The 17,383-nt window shown below is 70.1% G+C and carries 14 protein-coding genes; 1 reads left to right on the forward strand and 13 read right to left on the reverse strand.

Annotation, left to right across the window (positions count from 1 at the left end):
- Nucleotides 1-8 precede the first annotated feature (8 nt).
- The 3 genes from AP234_RS00940 to AP234_RS00950 form a co-directional block, all read right to left on the reverse strand.
- A complete protein-coding gene (locus AP234_RS00940) occupies nucleotides 9-5,543 on the reverse strand; it encodes a hypothetical protein (RefSeq protein ID WP_055477587.1) in 5,535 nt (1,844 codons plus the stop codon).
- Nucleotides 5,544-5,546: 3 nt separating this feature from the next.
- Entirely contained in the window at nucleotides 5,547-5,948 is a 402-nt protein-coding gene (locus AP234_RS00945) for a hypothetical protein (RefSeq protein WP_152990169.1), read from the reverse strand.
- Nucleotides 5,949-6,031: 83 nt separating this feature from the next.
- Nucleotides 6,032-6,835 carry a hypothetical protein gene (locus AP234_RS00950; RefSeq protein ID WP_200926179.1) on the reverse strand — a complete coding sequence of 268 codons (804 nt, stop codon included), beginning with the start codon at nucleotides 6,833-6,835 and terminating at the stop codon, nucleotides 6,032-6,034.
- Nucleotides 6,836-6,978: 143 nt separating this feature from the next.
- Between AP234_RS00950 and AP234_RS00955 the strand changes: the two genes are divergently transcribed.
- Nucleotides 6,979-8,376 carry a hypothetical protein gene (locus AP234_RS00955; protein WP_152990170.1) on the forward strand — a complete coding sequence of 466 codons (1,398 nt, stop codon included), beginning with the start codon at nucleotides 6,979-6,981 and terminating at the stop codon, nucleotides 8,374-8,376.
- 83 nt (nucleotides 8,377-8,459) lie between these two features.
- On the opposite strand, the gene AP234_RS00960 is transcribed toward AP234_RS00955, so the two are convergent.
- The 10 genes from AP234_RS00960 to AP234_RS01005 all read right to left on the reverse strand — a co-directional run bounded on the left by AP234_RS00960 (nucleotide 8,460) and on the right by AP234_RS01005 (nucleotide 17,292).
- Entirely contained in the window at nucleotides 8,460-10,100 is a 1,641-nt protein-coding gene (locus tag AP234_RS00960) for a major capsid protein (RefSeq protein WP_152990171.1), read from the reverse strand.
- Between the two features lie 114 nt (nucleotides 10,101-10,214).
- Entirely contained in the window at nucleotides 10,215-10,604 is a 390-nt protein-coding gene (locus AP234_RS00965; RefSeq protein ID WP_055477592.1) for a hypothetical protein, read from the reverse strand.
- Nucleotides 10,605-10,616: 12 nt separating this feature from the next.
- Complete coding sequence (locus AP234_RS00970) at nucleotides 10,617-10,901, reverse strand: hypothetical protein (protein ID WP_055477593.1); 285 nt, start codon at nucleotides 10,899-10,901, stop codon at nucleotides 10,617-10,619.
- Entirely contained in the window at nucleotides 10,901-11,101 is a 201-nt protein-coding gene (locus AP234_RS00975) for a hypothetical protein (RefSeq protein ID WP_055477594.1), read from the reverse strand. The genes AP234_RS00970 and AP234_RS00975 overlap by 1 nt, the downstream gene beginning before the upstream one ends.
- Nucleotides 11,101-11,349 (reverse strand): hypothetical protein, encoded by a 249-nt coding sequence (locus AP234_RS00980; RefSeq protein WP_055477595.1) that lies wholly within the window; start codon nucleotides 11,347-11,349, stop codon nucleotides 11,101-11,103. Before AP234_RS00980 ends, AP234_RS00975 begins: the two co-directional genes overlap by 1 nt.
- A complete protein-coding gene (locus AP234_RS00985) occupies nucleotides 11,349-11,675 on the reverse strand; it encodes a hypothetical protein (protein ID WP_055477596.1) in 327 nt (108 codons plus the stop codon). The genes AP234_RS00980 and AP234_RS00985 overlap by 1 nt, the downstream gene beginning before the upstream one ends.
- On the reverse strand, nucleotides 11,672-11,944 hold the full coding sequence (locus tag AP234_RS00990) for a hypothetical protein (protein ID WP_055477597.1): 273 nt from the start codon (nucleotides 11,942-11,944) through the stop codon (nucleotides 11,672-11,674). The genes AP234_RS00985 and AP234_RS00990 overlap by 4 nt, the downstream gene beginning before the upstream one ends.
- Nucleotides 11,941-12,120, reverse strand: coding sequence for a hypothetical protein (locus tag AP234_RS00995; protein ID WP_055477598.1), 180 nt, complete (start codon nucleotides 12,118-12,120; stop codon nucleotides 11,941-11,943). Before AP234_RS00995 ends, AP234_RS00990 begins: the two co-directional genes overlap by 4 nt.
- Before the next feature lie 2 nt (nucleotides 12,121-12,122).
- On the reverse strand, nucleotides 12,123-15,932 hold the full coding sequence (locus AP234_RS36955) for a phage minor head protein (protein ID WP_063842721.1): 3,810 nt from the start codon (nucleotides 15,930-15,932) through the stop codon (nucleotides 12,123-12,125).
- Nucleotides 15,925-17,292 carry a hypothetical protein gene (locus AP234_RS01005; protein WP_055477599.1) on the reverse strand — a complete coding sequence of 456 codons (1,368 nt, stop codon included), beginning with the start codon at nucleotides 17,290-17,292 and terminating at the stop codon, nucleotides 15,925-15,927. Before AP234_RS01005 ends, AP234_RS36955 begins: the two co-directional genes overlap by 8 nt.
- Nucleotides 17,293-17,383 lie beyond the last annotated feature (91 nt).

Here is a 17,383-nt window from a genome sequence, read left to right on the forward strand (position 1 = left end):
CGATCCTCCTAGCTGGCCGTGATGCGGGTGTAGGCGACGGTGACGGTGCCCGGACCCGCCTCGGTCATGAAAGTCCCGGTGAGGGCCGCATCCTCGTCCCGGACGACGGACCACGTCACCGACTCCCCCGCGTACAGCGTTGATGTGCCATCCGCGGTGGTTATCAGGGCGGTACCGCCGTGCGCAGTGACGGTGACCGACTGCACAAGGACATGGGCCGACAGGTCCCACGTCTGCCCGGGGGCGAGTTCCACCCGGTGGGCCTGCACCCCGCGCGCTGAGGGTGCGCCCCCGACCGGGCACTCCACAGGCGCGACGGGCTCGTACGGGCCAGTCAGGTCCGGCAGGTAGGTGCCCAGACTGGCCAGCTCACCAGAGCAGGAATCCACGGCGATTAGTTCGACGTAGTCGACATCGCCGATCCCGTCGCCATCTGTGTCGTCGCAGCGGCACGCCTCGATGACGTGCTGCGCCGTGCACTCGGGAGCCTCACCCTCCGCGGTGGCGCATTGGCCGGGCTCTCCGGTGACGGTGTAGGGGGTGGTGCCGTCCAGAGCGGTGTCGGCCGAGGCGATGACCTCCCCGGCCGTGTTGTACCGCAGGTGCCGCAGGAACGGCGTGGTGCCGTCCTCCGTGACGTCGCAGAGCGCCAGGAGCTCCACGTCCGGACCGGGCTCCGGGTCCGGGCACGTGGTGATGCTCGCCCCGCCCGGGACCGGTACGGGCCCCCACGTGAGCGGGTCCACGTAGTCGACGGACAGCCGCTCCCCGGTGGCGGTGTCGTAGGTGACCTCGGCGAGGATGCGCGCGAGGACGCTGCCCGTGGTGTTGTCGACCACGCACATGGAGACCAGCTCGACGTCCCGGCCCTCGGCTGGGTCCGGCTGGCACCGGCCGACGGTCCCGGTCGGCACGTAGGGCGTGGCACCGTCCAACGCAGTGTCGATGACCCCTGCGACCTGTCCGGCGCTGCCGTAGGAGAAGTGCCGCAGGAACGGGACGCTCGGCCCGTCCTCGGGGGTGTCGCACAGGACGACGGGCTCGACGTCGAGGCCCCGGCCGCCGCCCGCGCTGCAACCGGTGCCGCACGGCACCTGCTGGCCCTCCGGGGCGTCCGTGGCCACGCCGTCCGCGTCCAGCCACGACACGCTTACCGTGCCGTCGCACCCCTGGCTGTAGACCTTCGTGACCTGCGTCTCCTGGCAGGACTGCGCGGGGGTGAGCGTCCACTCCCGGCCGTCGACGTCCTCCACCACCATCGGCCCGTAGACGGTCTGTGTGCCGCCGGTCGAGCCGACGAACCACGCGCAGCCCGGCTGATTCTGCGCGGACCAGGTCGCCCCGGACGGGTCGAGGTTGGTGAGCGCGAGCGCCCAGTTGTGGTGCATCCCGAGATTGCCCGGGGTGCCCTCGCCGCAGGGGCCGCCGGCGAACGACCGCCCGCCGTCCCCAATGACCTCCTCCCCGTTCACGATCCAACTCGTGATGGTGAGTCCGCCCGTGGTCGGCTGGCACGGGAACTGCCCGCCCGGGCCCTGGATACCGCCGCACTGGCCCGGCACGCCGCCAATCAACGAGGTGTTGTCGTAGCTCGCCTCGGAGCGCTCCACGATGCCCACGCACTCCGTGGAGAACGCGACCGGGCACGCGAGCTCCTGGCAGAGGACCAGTTCCGCGCCGGCCGGGAGCTCCACCTCGTCCCCGGTCGTCGGGTCGGTCAGCCGCTGCACCACCCGGTCGCCCGTCTGGTCGTCGTAGACGCGCTCCACCAGCACCTGGCCGAGGATTTCGCCGTCGGCGTCCTGGATGCACAGGACGTCCGGCTCGACGTCCACGCGATGTTCCGGCGGCGGGGGCGGGCAGCACTCCCCGCCTCCCGCAGCCTGGCACTGGCCGACCTGCCCGGTCACCTCGTACGGGGCGCCGTCCAGGGTGGTGTCGCTGACCTGGACGACCTCGCCGGTGGCGCAGTCGACGGTGAGCGTGCGCAGAATCTGGGTGGCGCACCCGGCGACGTCGTAGGCGTAGCTGATGTTAAAGGCGTCGGCGGTCCAGGACTTGCGTGTGACGCCGTGGCCGGTCTCCAGATCGAGGTGCACGCCGATCTGCCCGGCTGCGAGCTGGACGGCGGGGACGCTCGCTGTCACCGTCAGGACGCCGTCCCAGCCCGCAGGCACATCAGTCGGCACGCTGCGGTTGCCCAGCATCTGGCGGCCGGCGTCGAACAGCCTGAGCGCGCCGGAGTACCCGACTCCGGCGTCCGGCCCGAGCTGGGTGACATGCACCGACACGGTGACGGTGGCGGTGCCGTCGTCGCAGGCAGGCCGATCGGCCTGCACGCTCGCCTCGACCGTGCGGTAGGTCTGCTCAATGTTCCCCGTGCCGGGCTCGGCCGGGAAGGCCAGGCTCCCGCCGGACCACAGGGCGGCGCCGCCGCCCGCAAGTGCGCGGTAGGTGCCGGTGCCGCCGATCGGCGGGAACATGCCGCCGGGCGGGGCGGGCAGGTCGGTGACAGTGGGCTCGCCAGCAGCGCCGTCGGTGGGGATGTCGCACAGCAGGACCGTGGTGGAGTTACGGCACGGCTCTGCCGGGCAGCACTGGCCGCCTGCGGTGGTGCAGGCGCCGATCTGTCCCACGGGGTTGTACGGCTGCCCGTCCGAGGTGGTGTAGGTGACAGAGGTGACCTCGCCGCTCTGGCAGTCGGTGACCACGGTGGCCAGGACCTGCTGGGCGCAGCCGTCCTGGTCGTAGGCGACGGTGACGGTGGCCTCGTCGAGCACCCAGCCGCCGACGCGGGCGCCGCCGGGGCCGCTGCCGGGGCAGGCGGCCAGCGCGAGCTGGTAGGTCTCCATCAGGCCGAACAGGCGGACGGTCCCGGCGGCGAGGTCGGCGGCGGGCACCTGCCCGGTGACCGTGAGGGTCTGGACGGTGCCGACAGGGATGCTGCTCGGCGTGACACCGGCGGCGGCGATCTGTGTCCCGCCCACGAGCATGCGGAAGCTGCCCGTGCCCTGGCAGCCGTCGTCAGGACCGGTCCGCTCGACGCGGATGCTGGCGGTGACGGTGGCGGTCCCGGCGTCGCATGCGGGCCGGTCGGCCTGCACGCTCGCGGCGAAGGTGCGCACGAGCTGGGAGGTGCCGTCGCCGGGTGGGGCGTCGTCGGGCGGGATGATCAGACTGCCGCCCGACCACAGGGCGGCGGCGCCGCCGGCGACGGGTTCCTGCCCGGTGCCCGGGAAGACGCCGGCCGGATCATTGTCGGTGACCGTGGGGGCAGGCCCACCGTCGCCCGGCAGGTCGCACACCAGCAGCGTCGAGGTGTCACGGCACGGCTCGGGGCACACGCCAATGGTCGCGCCGCCCGGGACCGCGACTGGCCCGCCGGTGACGGCGTCGACCAGCCGCGGCGGCCCGGCCGGGTTGCCGTCGCCGTCGTAGACCTGCTCGGCGCGGATGTGCTGCAACACGCTGCCGTCGGTGTTGATGACGCACAGCGGCCACGTCTCCACATCGGCGCCGCCGGTCTCGGACCGGCAGGCGACCAGCTCGCCGCCGTCGGGGAGGTCGGCCTCCTCGCCCGTGGACAGGTCGATCAGGCGCTGGACGGTCAGCTCGCCGGTCTGGTCGTCGTAGACGCGCTCTGCGAGCACCTGCCCGGTGATCCCGCCGCCGGCGTCCTGGATGCACAGCAGCACGGTCTCGACGTCGAGGCGGGTTTCCGGAGGCGGCGCGGGGCAGCATTCGGCGACCGGCTCGCACAGGCCGACCTCGCCGGTGGGGGTGTACGGCTCACCGTCGAGGGTCGTGTCCGTGGTGGCGACCACCTCGCCGCTCTCGCAGTCGACGGTGACGGTGCGCATGAACTGGCGCGTCTGGACCATGGCGATGTCGAGACGGCCGGTGATCCAGTTCGCGCCGCCAATGTCGCGGACTTCGATCTCGATGGTGTTGGGGCCGGCGGTGACGGGGATCTGCGCCGTTCCCGAGGTGGCGGGCTGGTTCCACTGCCCGTACATGCCTGCGTCGGTGTTGTTCACTCGCACCCGGGCGCCGCCGTCGCCGCGGAACCCGACCGAGGAGACCGTCGCGACCCCGTCCTGCGGCGCGAGGAAGGTCTTGCGCATCACCCACCGCAGCGGGGCGCTCTCATACCCGGCCCAGGGCCCGACGTTGGGCCCGGCCGACATGTCGGAGCGGGCGCCCATGTAGGCGGGGTTCCCGGGCGGGTGCACGGCCGGGTACGGCAGCGGCTGCTCGGGGCCGAAGCCCGGCTGGCCGGTGAAGGCCACGATCTCCCAGCCGTCGTCGCCGGGCCGGTTGATCGGGTCGAACACCGTCAGGGCTTCCTGCTCGGCGGTGTCGCACAGCAGGACGGTGGTGGTGTCGCGGCAGGGTTCGGCGTCGGGCTGGCACAGGCCAACCTCGCCGGTGGGGGTGTAGGGGGTGCCGTCCAGCAGGTAGTCGGAGTGCCCGGTGATCTGCCCGTTCTCGTCGCGGGCGTAGTCCCGCACGAACACCGTCACGCCGCCGTCGCCGGCGGTGTCGCACATCTGCAGCAGGTCACGCTCGGGCTGCTCCACCCCGGCGGGGCAGGTGGTCACCTCGCCCTGCGGGACGTAGGTGGCGCCGCTGGTCGCGTCGACCAGCCGCACGGACGCGACGTCGCCGTCCGGGCCGTAGGTGTACTCGACCAGCACCAGGCCCAGCACGTCGCCGGTGACGGGGGCGACGTCGCAGAAGACGCCGGCGGTAGTGATGTTGCGCGGGTTGCCGCACGCCATCGTCCCGGCCGGCGGATCCCCCGCGCTGTAGGCGCCGGTGGTGAGGTTGAGCCAGCCGTCCTGTCTGACGGTCCCGTCGCAGTCGCGGGTGACCACCACCGCGATCGGCGTGCCGTCCGCCAAGCACAGGCCCACGGTCGCGGTGGGGGTTGTCGGCTCTTCACACTCGGTCGAGGTCGCGCACACCCGCACGGTGCCGGTGACCAGGTGCGGGGCCTGCCCGTCCAGCGCGACGTCCTCATAGCTGGCCGTGCCCGCCAGGAACGTGTACCGGCGGAGGAACGGCCCCGAGTCGTCACACAGCTGCAGCGTCTCCGACTCCGGGCAGCCGTACGTGCACTCCACTGGCGACACAGGCGCATACGGCGTTGAGGGGTCCGACTGGTAGGTCAGGACCAGCTCAGCCGTGCCATCCGCGTGCACGCACCACAGCTCGCTGTAGGTGGCGTCAGCGGCGCCGTCGCCGTCGGTGTCATCGCACCGCTGCACACAGATCGTGTCGACGCAGCCCGTCTCGCATGGCCCGGCATCGGCGGGGAGCACACCCGGGGTGAACACGCCAGCGGTGTCGAGCCAGCCGACAACAGCGGGATCCTCGGCCTCCTGACCGCATTCGACGCAGCCGGAGCGGACGACAGCGAGGATCGTGGTACCGTCCGCCCGGCACAGCGCGGTCGAGGCGATCGACGGGGCGCAGCAGGTCGTGACCTCAACCGGCTCACCGCCCCCGCCAGGCGAGCAAGGAATCGGCTCTACGGCCACTGGTCACCCCTCAGTGTCGGTGTGTGCCTGGCGGCGGTGCGCGGACGCGCGTCCTTCGGTTGCGTAGGTGCGTTCGCAGATCCCGCAGGGATACCGCTCGGTGGTCTGCTCGGCCGCCGCGGTGTCCTCGGTGGGTTCTGGTGTCACCGCAGGCTCGGGATGCAGCCCAGCCTCGCCCGCAGGCACGGGCTCGATCACGTGCTCGATCACGGGCTCGACATCCCGCCCGGGCTCGGCCTCCCCGTCGGTTGGTGGTGGTGCCTGGCCCCGGCTGTCCCCCTCCCAAGGCACGGCAGCAGGACCAGGCACCACGTACGGACGGCCATCCACTAGGGCTTCCGTGAGCAATGCCTCGGGGATGGCCGTGAACAAGGCGGCCGGGACGCCAAACTCGGTCTCAGACACAGTCCGCAGCTTGGGGGTCTGAGCCACGGCCCACCGGGCGAACTCCCGCCGCAGATGCCGGGCAGGCTGAACACGAATCATGCTCATGGGCAGGTCGTCACCTTCACCGCGCACACAACGCACGTCGTCGCCGGAACATAAGTCCTCTCAGCTAAGACGCGCCTGTCGTTAAACCGAAGATCAAGAGATGCGCCGCTGCTGTTCGGGATGATGTCCAGCGGCCCCCGCCGAACCTCCACCGGACCAGAGATGTACAGCCACGCCGTACCCGGCTCCGCCGGAGTCCCATCGGGGCCAGTGTTCGCCGCCGAATACCCGGCGCCGACGACGACGCAATGCCCGGTGAGCGTCCGCAGCCTCTCCCCTTCCCGGTGGGCGAGGTTGCAGCAACCCAGCAATGCCGCCGCCCCGGCCGGAACGTGCAGCACGCCAGTACCGCCATAGGACTCGGCTAGGCAGCCCTCCAACGCGGCCACCCCTTGGGCGATGTTGACCGGCCCACCAGCCGGGGTCAGATCAACCGCATCAGGAGCGAGGACGTTCGTCCAGAACCACTCCTCCAACGCGTGCTGTTCCCCGAGCAGCATCATCGCCCGGACGTGCTCGATCGCTTCCTCGTAGCCCAGGCCGAACGTTGAGCACTCCACCCCCGCGTACAGCGTGACCGGCCCGGCCGATTCGACCTCGGGCCGGCAGAACTCTTTCGCGGGGACCGGGCCACCGTCTGGAGGGCACCAGTCAGTGTCACGGACGGGGCAGCACCCGAGACCGAGCCACTCGACGCCGAGCAGCTCGTGTGGGTCGTCCACGTCGATGACCCTGGTACAGCCGCCGAGAATGCCGTCTGGCAGCGGCGTCCCCGCAATGGCCTCGACGCGGCGGCGCATTCCAGCAGGGGGCATCGTTACCCCCCCGCAATCTGTCGGTCGAAACCTCTATGAATAGAGGAGCGTTCAACAGAATGAGGGGGCCGACGGCGTTGCGACCGCCGCCGACCCTGACCGAACCCTTGTGTGGAAGGAGTCCGGCCATGAGCGAGCTTACGCTGCCTGGAAACACCACAGCGGACAGCCCTGCCGTGAACGGCAAGCCCGCAGTGAACTGTGGTGACTGCGGCGTCGTCATCTCCGCTAAGACGCGGAAAGCTCACGCAAACTGTTTCCGGCAGTACCGGAACCCGGAATGGATCGCCGCCGACCCCAATCGCTGCGCTATGCCCCTCCTGAGCGGGGAACGCTGCCCCGAGCCGATCAAAGGCCGCGACTGGTGCAACAAGCACCTGCAGCGGTGGAATAAGCATGGCGACCCCACCGACACCAGCGGACGCCGGGAGAAGGGCGAACTCCTCGCCTTGGTCCAGCAGGCCGCCAAGGGAGACACCGACGAGTGCATCCTCGCCCCGTGCGAGCGCAGCAGGCCGAGCCTGATGTACCGGGGTAAGCCCATGGGGGCGGCTCGCGCCGTCTGGTGGGAAGCCAACGGCAGCGACCCCGGAGACAAGCACCTGCGGTTCACGTGCGGGCGCGGCGACGACGGCTGCATCAATATCCGGCACCTTGAGCTGGACGTCCCCGACGCGGATGCAGTCTGCGATGTGTGCGGCGATCCCCCTACGCCGGACAACCGGCTCAAGGGCGGCAAGCACATCAACTACTGCTACCAGTGGGCTCGCAGGAACAACGCCAGCAACCCACAGTGCATCACCCCAGGCTGTGATCGCCCCTCGAAGGGCGGTGAGATCAAGGTCTGTGACCGCTGCTACCAGCGCATCCAGCGCGGAAACGACCCCGCCGAGCGGCCGTTCCACCAGCAGAACAAGGGGAAGCAGTGCAAGGTCTCCTGGTGCGAGGAAGATGCCGAGGTGCTCGGCTGGTGCCGAGACTGCTACGGCTGGTGGTGGCGTAACGGCGGCGACCCGAATGATCGTCGCTACCGGTACAACCGCAGCGTTGACGACATCATGGCGATCGTCATGGGCATCACCCCAGACCCTGCGACGGGATGCCGGGACAGCACGGGCATTTTCCCCCAGGATCCGTGCGGGTATCCGGTGACCAGCGTCGAAGGCAAGAGCGGCGTGAGGGTCACGCGACTGGTGCTCAGCCTCAAGCTGGGCAGGCCGCTGAAGCGTGCCACGCATGCCTGCCATACGTGCGATTACCCGCCGTGTGTCGAGCCGTCCCACCTGTGGGAAGGCACCCCGGCCGCCAACAGCCATGACCGGGACGCGAAGGGCCGGGGAGCTCGCGGGGAAGGCAACGGCCGGTCGCGTCTCAACAAGGGCGCGGTCCGGTTCATCCGGGACACGTGCATGCTCGGCACGCACCAGTTCGACAGCAACGTCGCCGAGTTGGCGCACATGTTCGGGGTCAAGCCGCAGGCGATCCGGGATGTGGTGCATCGCCGGACGTGGCGTGACGTGCCGTAGAGCATTCGGCATCTGCCCTTCACCTCCTCTCATAGGCATGGGGCCCCGTCCGGCAGATTCGGGCGGGACCCTGTGCGGGGAGATCAGGGGATGGGGCAGGTGAGTTCGGTCTGCGCGCCGGTGGCACCGGACGGGCAGATGGGGAGGGTGATGAGGCGCAGGTCCGGCCCCCTGTTGATCAAGGCGACGCACTCTTCGCTAAAGATTGCGGTGTAGTCGTTCGTCTTGAACTTCTCCTGCGAGTGGATCACGCCGAGGCTGATCTCACCGCCACGGCCGATCTGCAGCGACCCCGCCACGTACATCAGCATCTGGATCTCAGCCGGCCATACCGTCGCCGGAGTAGGACCGCCGATCTCGTCCGGGACTGCCGGACCCAGACCGCGGGCCCACTGGATACCGACACCCAGGGTCGCGAACAGGTTGACGAGGTCCTGCACGCGGACCTCGGACAGGGAGCGGCCGTTCTGCCGGGCCAGGTCCGCCAGCATCAGTGAGCGGGACCACCAGGGCAGGACAACCTCGATGTTGATGCTGTCACACAGGGAGTGCCGCTCCACCATGTCCGCGGCCTGCAGCGCGATAGCCGCGTAGATCGCGCTGAGGGCGCCGAAGGTCTCCGGGAGCGCGACCGGGGTTGCCTGCGCGACGGCCTGCTCGAACAGGTGCTGCCGGATCCGCAGCTCGTGGGCGACCATGACGGCCTTCTGGTACCAGGCGACCAGCTCAGGGAAGTGCCGCTGCGTCAGAATGCCCGATTCGAGACAGACACCGACGGCGTCACATCGGACTTCGACGGGCTCCGGGCAGGGGATCTTGAAGCAGGGCTTCTCTGTGCCCGCAATGTCGTCCGCCTCGGTGTGGACGAACGTCATGCTGGCGACATCCAGCGACGGGATCGGGAAGTAGCGCAGCCCGCCCCGGGCGAGCTGGATCTCCGGCGCGTCCCACAGCATCTCCGGGCAGGCGACCTGCGCCAGGTCGTACACCGTCTCCGACGGCGCGCACCAGCCGCCGGACGCGACGATGTCCCCGCCAGACAGGCGGGACTGGTCGGCGGCGAGGATGACCGCCCGCGTGCCCTCCGTACCACTGGAGGAGTCGTTGATGATGAGGGATTTGTCGAACGGCAGCCGGTACGACGCGGTCAGACCGACGCCCCCGCCCGCCGTTTTGAGGGCGTTGGCGCGGCGGATGATGCCCTCGGTGACGCCGTCCATGTCCAGCGCCTGGCCCGGCTGGTAGCCGGGGACGTCCACGCTGGCGGTGATCTCCGGGCGCGGGTTCGGGTCCGGCGGCAGCACACGCGGCTGCCTGCGGCGGACCCCGGACAGGTCCAGCACCGGCCGGCGCGGGGCGATGACGGCGGTGGCAGCGACCTCGCGGGGCTCCGGCTCCGGGTCGGGGGTGGCGGCGGCTTCCACCTCGCCCTCCCCCTCGCCGTCCTCGGCCTCATCGTCGTCGTCGGGGGTGGTGCCGCGGACCTGGGCGGCGAGGGCGTCGATCTCGGCGGCGGCCTGCTCGGCGGCTTCCCTGCGGGCCTGCTGCTCGGCGCGGATGTCGTTCACCGCCGTGGCGAGCGTGCGGAGCTGCTCCAGATCGTCGGGGGTGACGGTGGAGGAGTTGGAGCGGGCGTCGAAAGCCTGGACCGCGCCGTCAAGCAGCGCGGCGAGTTCGTCGTCGGGCAGGCTGGTGATGTCCTCGGGGAGCTCGAATGCGTCCACGGGTCTCTCCCTCTTGCGGGGTGAGAGCCCGGCCCACATACCAGCGGCTACCTAAAAGTTCATGCTAATGCTATCGGTCCGGGTCCTGCTTGCGGCAGAACCCGGACCGCATGGTCAGGTGCGGGCGCCGGTCCGCTCCAGCTCGTCAGCGACGCCTCGCAGCGCTCCCGCCACACGGCTCCAGAACTCGGCCTGGTCGAAGTCGGCGCTGACCCCGAGGGCATGGCCAGCGTCTGGCTTGCCGGTGAGAGTGATCGGAACGTCGACGGTGGCGACCTCAGCCTCCTCGGTGTTGCCGATCCGAAGGTAGATCGGGAGGGTGCCGACGTTGACCGCCTGCCCGGCCGGGGACGGCTGCTCGACGGCTTCCATCCCGGCGTCCCCTCCGGCTTCCTCGCGGCAGACCTTGCACAGGCCGAGGCCGCCGCACCGGGCGACAGCGGTCGGCTTCGGCTGGCTGGTATCGATCACCCCGTACGGGTGGCCGTGCCTGGTATACGGCATCGCCGCCTCCTATCAGATGAAGTCGGTCTCGGACACGGGTGCCCATGCGACGCTGTCTTGCCGGTATGCCGTCCGGATCTCCGTCAGGGCGGCGCGGAGACTGTCCACCTCGTGCTGGTGGATGCCAATGCACCAGCAGCAGTTCTGCCACGGCACGGCCGGCGCCGAGAACCAGTGCCCGTACATCTCGGCCGCGTGCGTCCTGACCGTCGTGTCGATCTCGTTGACGAACGCGGCCCACTCGCGCTGGGCGAGCTTGTCGTCGCTGTTGCCGATCGACACGTACACGGTGAGCATCAGCCGGCCCGGGCTTCCGTAGAGAGCTGGTGCAGCGCCTGCTCGGCGGCCTTGCGGCGTTGCGCGGGGATGCCGGTATCGCAGCACGCCTCACGCCGGAACAGGCCATCCGGCGGGTCGGTGTTCTCGCCGTGGTACCGGCACTGCGCGGGAAGGGACTCCAACGCGGCACGGATGACAGCGAGATGCTGTGCGGTCATCAGGTGGGGTTCCCTTCCTCGTCGAGCTGGTCTGCGTGAGCAATGATCCACAACGCCTGGTAGGACCCGGTCTCGTACAGGTGCGGGGACTCGCCGAGTGCGTAGAACGCGCCGGACTGGCCGTGCCAGCCGACCTGACGCAGCACCATGCGGTACGTCTCGCCGTTGGAGTGGACATGGGTGACGGTCCGTTCCTCGCCGGGCTCGTGCTGGCCCCGGTACGGGCGGCGGTCCTCAGGCGTGGCCATCAGACGCGCTCCGGCCAGTGCCACGTCCCAGGCAGGTACCGGCCCTCGACCGGCTCGTGATGCTTGCACGTGTTGAAGAACAGCCCGGTCGGGTTGTGCACCTCCAACACGCACGCGTCCGGGTGCCACTGCTCGGTTACTTCCCGCAGCTTCACGTTGTCCTCGGAGATGTACGGTGCGCGGACAACCGCGGGGACCCACGCGCCGACCTCGGTGATGACGGCGGCCCGGCACACCGACTGGTACGCCTGGCTGCCGTCCTCCCGCACGGGCGTGCCGTGGGACACGTAGTGGACGACGCGGCCGACGCTCGGCGTCTGGCTCATCGGGCATCCTCCTTGACTGGTGTGCCGATCGTGGCTTCCATCCACACGCCGTCGTCGTACACGTGGGCGGTGAACGGAAGCCCTTTCGCTTCCGCCATCCGCATCACCATCTCCGCTGACCGCGCATGAATCAGGCCATGCGCCCACCCTTGGAGCTCCAGCGACTTCCACATCTCGCCGAGCGCCCACCCGCGCACGAACTCCTCGTTGTCGGTGTCGAACGGCAGGACGAGGCCGTATTCCTTCTCGTCGTTGCTTTCGCTGCTCAACGGGGGTCTCCGGTCGTCTGCGCGGTCTGGGGCTTGCCCTTTTCCCGCACGGTGGCGCCCTGGTAGCGCTTGGCGACCGCGTCAGCGGCGGGCTTCGAGGGGGTGGTGTACGCGATCCGGCCGTCGGCGGTGACGACCTCGTACTGCTGCCTGTTCTTGTTGCACCCGCATCCCATGATCAGACACCTTCCTTCACCTTGGCCGCCAGGTTGGCGGCGAGTTCTGCACGAACGGGCGCGAGTTCGGCGGCCATGCGTTCGATCTCGGCCCTCACCTCGGCACGGCGTTCCATCTCGTCCACCACCGCGGCGGCGAGCGTCCCGTAGTCCACCGCAGGCGCCGCTGGCTGTCCGGGGGTAGGCGCTGCGGACGCGGTGAGCGCGAGGTTGGCCCGGCCGATCACCGCCGACGCGGCCAGCTTCGACGGGTGACCCGGCACCGGGACGGACAGCACGGCGCGGAGGGACCACTGCCCGTTGCGTTCCTGCCGCATGTGATAGCTCGGCTGGCAGGCCGCGAAGACCATCCGGTCCCACTCGCTGAGCCAAGGGGCTGCCGCTCCGGAAAACCACAGGCCGCCCTCGGACATACCGACGGTGACGATCCCGGCCACGGTGCGCGTGTCATCCCATTGACACGCTGCGGTCTCACATTCAGCGCCGTCTCTGTGGTGGCCCACGTTCATGGTGAACGCCCCCACCTTCGCGTAGGTGCCATCGTCCAGCAGGAACCGCGTCCGGAGGAACGCCGTGGTGTCGACATCCCCCAAGCTCTCGATCGTCAGGTTCCGCCCGGGGTAGGCCTCATGCGGGACACCGGCCTGAGCGACCCACCCGTAGATCCTGCCGTCCGCGTAGTGCACACCGCCCGAGCCCGGTGGCAGTTCCTCCGGAGTCGGCTCGCGGAACCACGCGGCGGGCATCGGCGGAAGGGACTGCATCTCCTGCCAGGCTGACGCTTCGAGCTCGTCCATCTCGTCCTCGTCTTCGTCCCATGGCGCGACCATCCGCTCGTCGAACGCCTCGCCCATGCGCCGGTAGAGGGCGCTGACCCGCTCGCGGAGGGCGTCCTGCTCGTCTTCGGGGATGTCGACCCCGCCCCGGCCGCCGGACAGGACGTTGGCGACGGCGAACACGCCATGGGCGACGATCTCCAAGCGCTGCCCGCCGTCCCCGTCATAGACACTGGCGACGCCGAGCTTGTACGCCGAAAGGGTCGCCGGATCCTTGTCCGGGTCTCGCCACAGGAACGCCGCGCCGAGCCGGTCAGGGTCTACGGTGCCGTCGCCATCGGTGGCCCAGGCGAGCACCCGTGATCCGGCGGCGTCTCCGTCCCATTCGGCGTCCCGCTCCGAGTGGATCGGCAGCTCGAGGTCGCCGGACATCGCAGCGACGATTTCAGGCCGGTCCTCCGGCAGTGTGGAGGCGCCGACGTACAGGCCACGGGACAAGCGGACGATGTGCCCGGCCTCGCACGCGCGGGCGAGGTAGTCCCGTGCCTGGGTGGTGGTCATCTCCAGCGCGGTGGCGACGTCGTCGGCTGCGACGGGGATGGGGCTGGTCGCGACGTAGGCGATGACCTCACGCATCCGGCCCCGCTCGGGAGCCCCGTCTGCGGTCACTTCCGCCGCGTCGAGGGTGATCCGCGCGCCTGCGAACGCCGGCATGCTGACGAGGGTTGCGCCTCGCAGGCGGCCTCGGGTGATCCGCATCAGGAAATCGCCCGCGCGTTCGGCCATCAACACCTCGCCTCGGGCGTCGTCGGCGTCCCCGGCTGCGGCGGTAACGACCCCGGCAGCGGTGAGAGCTGCGTGGAGCGCGGCCCCGGCGACCAGCCCGGCCGGGCTGGTGGTCCACTCGACGGTGTGGTCTGCGCGGACTGCGGTCCCGCTGGCGGTGTGCTCAACCCGGTGGGTCGCCCTCACCCGGTACCCGCCCTCGGACAGGGGGGTGATCGTGGTGTGGGCGAGGGAGGCCAGCAGCACCACCTCATCCCCGCTATCGGGTTCCTCGCGCTCTTCTGGCGGGCGGGCATCCACGAACTCCACATCGACGTCGTCCAAGTCCACGGACACGCCCAGGGGCGCGCCTTCCTCAAGGAGGCGGATCGCCTGCGCCCCTGCCGGTTGGGAGGGGTAGAGCACTCCGGTGCCGGGGATACGGTCGCCGTCCCGGTCGAGCGTTTCGATCGCCCCGGCGAGCTCCGCGCCTTCATGCCCGGAGAGCATTTCGTCGGCGTACTGCAGCGGCCACGGACCGTCCTGCCAGTACAGCGCGCCCGGCGAGAAGATACGGCCGTCGCCGGTCTGCTGGTTCTCGAACGCCAGCGCGTCACTGCCGGGTGTGGACCAGCGGCGCGGCGTCGGGGTCGTTTCGGTGGCGTCGGCGGTCACAGCGGACTCCTCCTGCGAAAGGGAGAGCGGGATATCGGTGATGTCACCGGCGTAGGCGATGCGGAGCCGGTCGAACGTGATTGGGCCGACCCTGTCGGCCAGGCCTGGCAGCTGGGTCAGGTCATCGGTGTAGGTGAGCGTGACGTGGGGCGCCCACGGGTCGTGCTGCTCCGGGTACGCGAACACCTCGAGCACCATCCCGGCCACCGCGTCATGGATCGCCGACAGTTCGCCACCGCCGACACCGAGCACGATGCACGGCTCCTCACCGCCGGGATTGAACACGCTGATCGCGAACCCGTTCGCCTCCACCGGGCCGTTCCCCGCGGTTTGGGCTTCCTCGACATGCGAGCGGAGACGGTCCACGATCGCCGCCCGCGCCTCATCCGGGATGTCCTCAGCCGGGCCGAGGAACAACAGCGTCAGGTGCAGCTCCTCCGGCGGCAGGCCGCCCTCCACGGCAAGCCGCTCAATGTCTTCCTGGGTGGGCACCAGCGCCACCATCGCACCCGAATGCGGACCCCCAGCAGCGGCGGTCACCTCAGACTGCTCGTCGATCTCCCGCACGATCCCTCTCTCCTCGAAATCGCTGACGACGGCGGCTATCTCGTCTTCGGTGAGGAACTGCCGGCCTCGGTCCCGATCGGCCCCGCGCGGCACGGTCTCTTCGTCCCAGTCCATGACCATCGAGCAGCGGCAATTGATCACGTTTTCCGGTCCGCCGAGCGGGTCGCCCGGGAACATCAACATGGCGCCGCCGACCAGGAATGGTTCGTCGAGCAGCACCCGGGCGCCATCGGCACGCCAGTGCGCCGCCCTGGTGCGGGTGTCGAGAGTAGAGATCCACTCCTTGACCGTGGGACGGTCCTCGTCGGGCAGGTCCCATGCCTCGTCGTACGCCGCGGTGTGCCAGGCCGACAGGACCTCGGTGCGGGCGATCCTCCGCGCCCGCACATCGCCAAGCTCGGTGCCGTGTGCGGCGAACGTCTCCTTCAGCCGGTCGCGGAGCTCGTCCATGTCGTCGCCCTCGGCCACGCCCTGGGCGAGAGTCTCCCGCGCGGCCTTCCACAGGTCGTCACCGACGTCCCGCATCCGGTTCTCCGCCATGCGGAGGTAGCGCTGCACCCGCTCCGGGAGGGTCTCGGGGTCCCGCAGGTAGGCGTCTACGAGGTCGACGGAGCGGTCGACGGGGTCCGCGCGGGCGTCCTCGTCGTCGCGATCAGGCTCGGCGGGCGGGACCGGCCGCTCATCCTCCGGCACCTGGTCATCCTCGAGCCGACGCTCGGCGAGCCAGCGGAGCATCGCCCCTGCCCCCGCCCCGTACACCGCCACCAGCGGCGCCAACACGGAGGGGATCTGCGCCCACCACAGCGCGGCCACGGCCTGCAGGTCCGCCTCTTCGACGGGTTCGCCCTGGGCGACCAGCACGCGCGGATAGCCGGAGGCGGTCAGGTGCGCGGCATACTCCTCCGCGACCTGGTCGAGCGCGGCCTGCACCACCCGCTCGGCCATCGGTTCCAACCCGCGCAGCGTCCGCTCGGATGCCACTCGCAGCCCGTCACGATGGTCACGCTCAGCCATCTTGGACTCAGCCACAGCGCACCTCCTCGCCAGCAGCGGAGGAGGGCAGTGTGTCCGGCGGCTCCGTGGTCTCGTCCACCGGCAGCGCCGGGGCGGCCGGCAGCCGCTCCCCCCGCTCCTGCTGTCGTTGGCGGCGCGCGGCCTGCTCGTTAGCGTCAGGGGCGTCGGTGTCGTCGAACCCGGTCTCCCGGCGCAGCGCCTCCGCGCTGATGACACCGCGGTCGTACACCTCGAGTGCGGTCTGGGAGCGGTTGGCGTAGACCCGCAACTGGCTGGTTTCGTACCACACCAGCACGTCATCAGCGTCTGCGATGTTCTCGGATTGGAGGAGGGGGCGGAGCCACTGCCCGGTGAGGGCGTCCGAGACGGTCGCTAGCCGGGGCTCGATGCCGAGCCGGATCGCTTCCTGTTGAAGGCTCCACTGCCCCCAGTGGTTGACATCACCTAGACCGAGGAGGATTTCTGCGGGGACCTCCAGCCCAAGGGCGAACCGGCGGATGGCTTCCTCTCGCAACTTGATCGCGATCTCATCGAACTCCGACTCGAACGTGATCCGCTGAATCTGCCCGATGGCCTCGCCGGGTACTTCCAGGATGATCGGCACTGCCGCCGCAGCGCTTTCGGGGTCCTTATAGGCGGTTTCGGCGACGGTCATGAAAACTTCGATCAGGTCGTCTTCGCCCTCGTCTCCCGGCTGACCAGTCGAGGGGAAGCGGACGCCGTGCGGGACGAGCAGCACCCCACGCCCGTGCAAGCGGGAACGGGCGATCGCCGCAACGGAGGCGTTCAGCAGCCGCAGCTCTTCCAGTAGGCCGAGGGATGACCGGACGGGTGAGTCGGCTTCGATGTACCGGCGCGGGTGGGGTTGCCAGACGCGGATCGCCACTGCTGCTGTTGGATCGGCTGGTGCGTCGGGGTCGTCACCTGGGATGACGACCTTCTCCCCGTCGATTTCCGCTTCGAGGTTCCGGCCGGCGCGGGTGACTTCCTCCGTGGACAGGACCCGCCAGTCCACCTCGGCGCGTTCCCCCGTCGGGTCGGTGGGGCGGATGACGATCCAGCCCTCACCGGGCACCACCAGGTGCGGGCCGAAAGCCTTCAACATCTCTGATTGCCCGGCCGGGCCGCCCGCGATCGTAGCGACGAGCTCGGCCGCACGGTGACTGTCCGGGAGGGGGTCGACGGTGCCGTCTGGGGCGCGTACTCCCGCGATGAGGCGGGCCTTGCTCATGGCGTTCGCGACCCAGGTGGCAGCGAACCTGACCTCCGGAACCGTGTCGTAGAAGGCCCAGGCTGTGTGCTGCCAGGACTGGTCAGGGGCTTGCGCCTGGCCACGAAACCGGCGGGTGGTCCAGCGGGCAGCCGCAGCCGCCAACTCGCGGACGCCACGGCTTCCGCGTCTGCTGGCAGGGGTGGACGGCATCCCGGCACCTCGGATCAGGTGTGGAGTCCGGCCCGGCCCGTAG

This window comes from Sphaerimonospora mesophila, assembly GCF_001417795.1.
Lineage (GTDB): Bacteria > Actinomycetota > Actinomycetes > Streptosporangiales > Streptosporangiaceae > Sphaerimonospora > Sphaerimonospora mesophila.